The sequence below is a fragment of the Armatimonadota bacterium genome (genome assembly GCA_020354555.1).
Classification (GTDB): domain Bacteria; phylum Armatimonadota; class Hebobacteria.
The window spans coordinates 776,795-780,310 of sequence record CP070648.1; the positions used below are offsets into that span (position 1 = coordinate 776,795).

Annotated in this window: 3 protein-coding genes; all 3 read left to right on the forward strand. The window is 68.1% G+C overall.

Annotation, left to right across the window (positions count from 1 at the left end):
* Positions 1 to 667: TonB family protein (locus tag JSV65_03185; GenBank protein UCH35369.1), on the forward strand; the 667-nt coding region annotated here is incomplete at its 5' end.
* A gap of 62 nt (positions 668 to 729) precedes the next feature.
* A complete protein-coding gene (locus JSV65_03190) occupies positions 730 to 2,796 on the forward strand; it encodes a hypothetical protein (protein UCH35370.1) in 2,067 nt (688 codons plus the stop codon).
* Positions 2,797 to 2,807: 11 nt separating this feature from the next.
* Positions 2,808 to 3,257, forward strand: coding sequence for a hypothetical protein (locus tag JSV65_03195; GenBank protein UCH35371.1), 450 nt, complete (start codon positions 2,808 to 2,810; stop codon positions 3,255 to 3,257).
* The last annotated feature ends 259 nt before the right edge of the window (positions 3,258 to 3,516 follow it).

Below are 3,516 nucleotides of genomic sequence, written 5' to 3' on the forward strand. Positions count from 1 at the left end.
AATAGACATGCGCGCATCAGCGCTGATCTCCGTCGCGGTGCACTTCGTCCTCGTCGTGCTGATATCGCTGCTGATGAGGCCGGGCGAGATTCGCGCGGAGGAGGATATCATCCCCGTGCGCCTCGTCAGCCTCGAGGAGGAACAGCCGCCGATCGTGCCTGCGGCGAGCATCGGGGCAGTCATTCCGGGACCGCCGCTCCGCCCAAGGCCCGAGCCGACGAAAGCTCCCATGGGCGGCATTAACCCCGAGGTCACTCGCAAGCCCAAGGAAGCGCCCGCGCCGCCCAAAGTGCTCACCTCCGAGGGCGGGGAACGCGACGTCGCCGAGGGCATTGTCGACGGCACCGGCACCGCCGGGACAGGCACCGAGCCGGCGGGGCCCAGCTACGGCCCCGGATTCGAGCCGGGCCCGCTGCCCGTGTATCCCAAGAACGCGCTGGACCAAAACCTCGAGGGGACGGTGACCCTCACCGTTACCGTGTCGCCGGAGGGCAAGGTCGCGGCCATCCGCGTCACCGGCAGCTCCGGCAGCAAGCTGCTCGACGACGCCGCGCAGCGTGCAGTCGCCAAATGGATATTCACGCCGGGCATGAAGAACGGCACGCCGGCTTCAGGCGACGCCACGGTGAAGATACGATTCGCAAGCAATGCCGTCGAGCAGTTGTGATCATCCTCGCCGACATCCGCGCGAGGGAACGCTTCTCGAATCACATTCTGGGGCAAGTATGAATGATGACTCGCCGACCTCATCCTGCACCTCATTTCACCAGCCGCGGCGCGTGGCCGGCGGCGATCCTCGCGTCGTGCGTGCTGTGGGCCGCGGTCTGCGCCGACGCCCAGGCGCCTGCGGAAGACGTGGCCTCCGTCGCCAACGAATTCATCGAGATTCGCGTCAACGCCGCCCCGGAGAACACCGGCCGTTTCGCGGTGAGCACGACAGGCGGTGATCCGACCCGCGCGTCCGACGACAACAAGGTCCTCATCTACGGCACGCGGACGCCGTGGACCGGCTACGCGACCGTCCGCGTGGACGGCCAGGATTGGGTCTTCGGCGGGCCGACGCAGAAGCGCGCTGGGAAATCGGGACAGTACGGCGCGGTTACCCAGCCGCCCCAAGTAGTCGAGGGGCGAGCGATCACGTGCGCGTGTAAGCTCGGGCCGGTCGAGGTGAAGCAGGAGCTGTCGTTCGCGCGATCCATCACCACTCGCATGCACGACACCACGCGCATCGCGTACACGGTGAGCAACACCGACAGCGCGCCGCACAGTGTCGGCGTGCGCATCATGCTCGACACGATGCTCGGCGACAATGACGGAGCGCCGCTGCGCATCGGCGACCGCGCCGTCACCACCGCGACTTCGCTCGCGGCCGGCGCGCTCCCGGATTTCTGGCAGGCGTTCGATTCCCTGTCCGCCCCGACCGTCACCGCTCAGGGCACGCTGCGCGCTGCGGGCGTGGAACCGCCCGAGCGCATGATCGCCGTGGACTGGGGCACCGCCGCGGACCACCCATGGGAATTCCCGCTGCCGGAAGGTCGCGACTTCACCCGCGCCGGCGAAGCCGAACTCGACAGCTCCGCGCTGATCTATTGGGATCCGCGGCCGCTCCCGCCCGGCGCCTCCCGGACCTACGATACGTTCTACGGCCTGGGAGGGATCACGCTCAGCGCCGGGCGCCTGTCCATCGGCGTCACCGCGCCGGCTGAGGTGGCGCTCAGCCGCGACCGCGTGCAGCCGTTCGCCATCATCGCGTACATCGAGAACTCCGGCGGGTTCGAGGCGCGCGACGTCGCGGCCACGCTCGAGCTGCCGGCCGGCCTCGCGCTCGTCAGCGGCCCCAACCCGTCGCCCGCCGTCGCCAGCCTCGCGCCCGGCGGCACGACCTCCGCGCAGTGGATGGTCAAGCCCACCGGAGCGCAGCACGGCACGCTCAAGTTCGCGGTCACGGCGTCGTCGTCGAATATCGAGTCCAACCGCGTCGAGCGCGAGATCACGGTTCAGGCGCCCCCGCGGCTGGAGCTGACGATCGAGGCCCCCGACACGCTCGATGTCGTCAACAACCGCTACACACCGAACCCGTTCCAGATCGGAGCTGTCGTCACCAACACCGGCACCCTCCCGGCGCAGGCGGTCGCCGCTGGCATTACCTTGCCGGCGGGGCTGGAACTCGACCGGGACGCCAAGGCGGTCCTGGGCCTGGACACGCTCGGTGCGGGCAAATCGCACACCTTCACCTGGGAGGTCACCGCTACCGGGCTCCACATCGGCAACTTGACGTACTCCATAGTTGCCGAGTCGCCGTCCGCTGAAGCGGCGCGTGCGGAGAAGGTGATCTCCGTGCCCATGCTCACGCCCGAACTGCGCTTCTTCCCGGAGGGGCATACGGTGCCGCTGCAAGTGGACGGGCGCTCGGCCGTCATCCCCATCGAGGTGCGACTGTCACCCGCACGGGAATTCCACGCAGCGCGGTTCACCATCACCTACGACCCCAAGGTCATCGAGCCGCTGTTCACGTCTCGCGGCGAGGCGTTCGTGGACGCCGGGCGGTTGCTGTCGCCGTGGCGTTCGGGGGCGATCGACCGGGAAAACGGCGTCATCGCGGGTGTTGAGGGCCTGCGCACGGACGCGGCGCCGCTGACGGTGCTCAACGCGGGACTGGTGACGGTGACGTTCCGCGCCATCGCGCCGGGCACGTCGCCGCTGACGTTGAAAGACGCCGAGGTATTCGGGCCGGATGGCCGGCCGATAGAGTTCAAGCAATTCGACGGGTCGGTGACGGTTGCCCCGTCGCCGTAAAGGAGGTCCCTATGCATAGGGTTGCAGCTCTGTTGATCGGAATCGTGTTGACCGCTGCGCTTGCGCTGCCGGCGGCAGCGGCGCAGCCTCCTGACCTCAAGACTCTGAGCGAGCAGGTCGAGGCGCTTCAGGACAGCAACGTCGTAATGAAGGAGGACCTGGCTCAAGCGCATCTCAAGCTCGCGCAGACGACAGCGGACCTGAACGATCTGAGCAAGCAGGTCGCTGATCTCCGCGGCGAACTTGCCAAGGAGCGCGCGGAAAAGGCGGCGGCCGTTGATGGCTTGAATAAGCAGCTCGCCGCGATGCGCGACGAACTCGCCAAGGAGCGCGCCGCCCACGAGCAGGCGCTCAGGGAAGCACAGGAGAAAGCGGCCGCCGCGAACCGCAGGGCCAAGCAGCGCCAGAAGTGGCTGTGGGTCGCCGTCGGCGCCGCCGCCATCATCGCCGCCACGCAGTGAGAATCACGCGTTCACTGGACCTTGCCCGGACGCATTGCGGTCAACTTGAGGGCTGATTACGGTGCGGCGCGCCTGATGCGTGTTGTCACGGCCGGGTGCCCGGAGAACGGCGATTCTTGAACGTACTCTCTACCGCGAGCGCTTTGCGCTCACACTCGCGCATCAGCCTGTGGATCGGTGCCCGCTCGACCTGGGCGGCACGCCGCAGTCCGCGGTCGAGGACGCCGACGCGCTTCACGCGTTGGCACGATACCTCGGG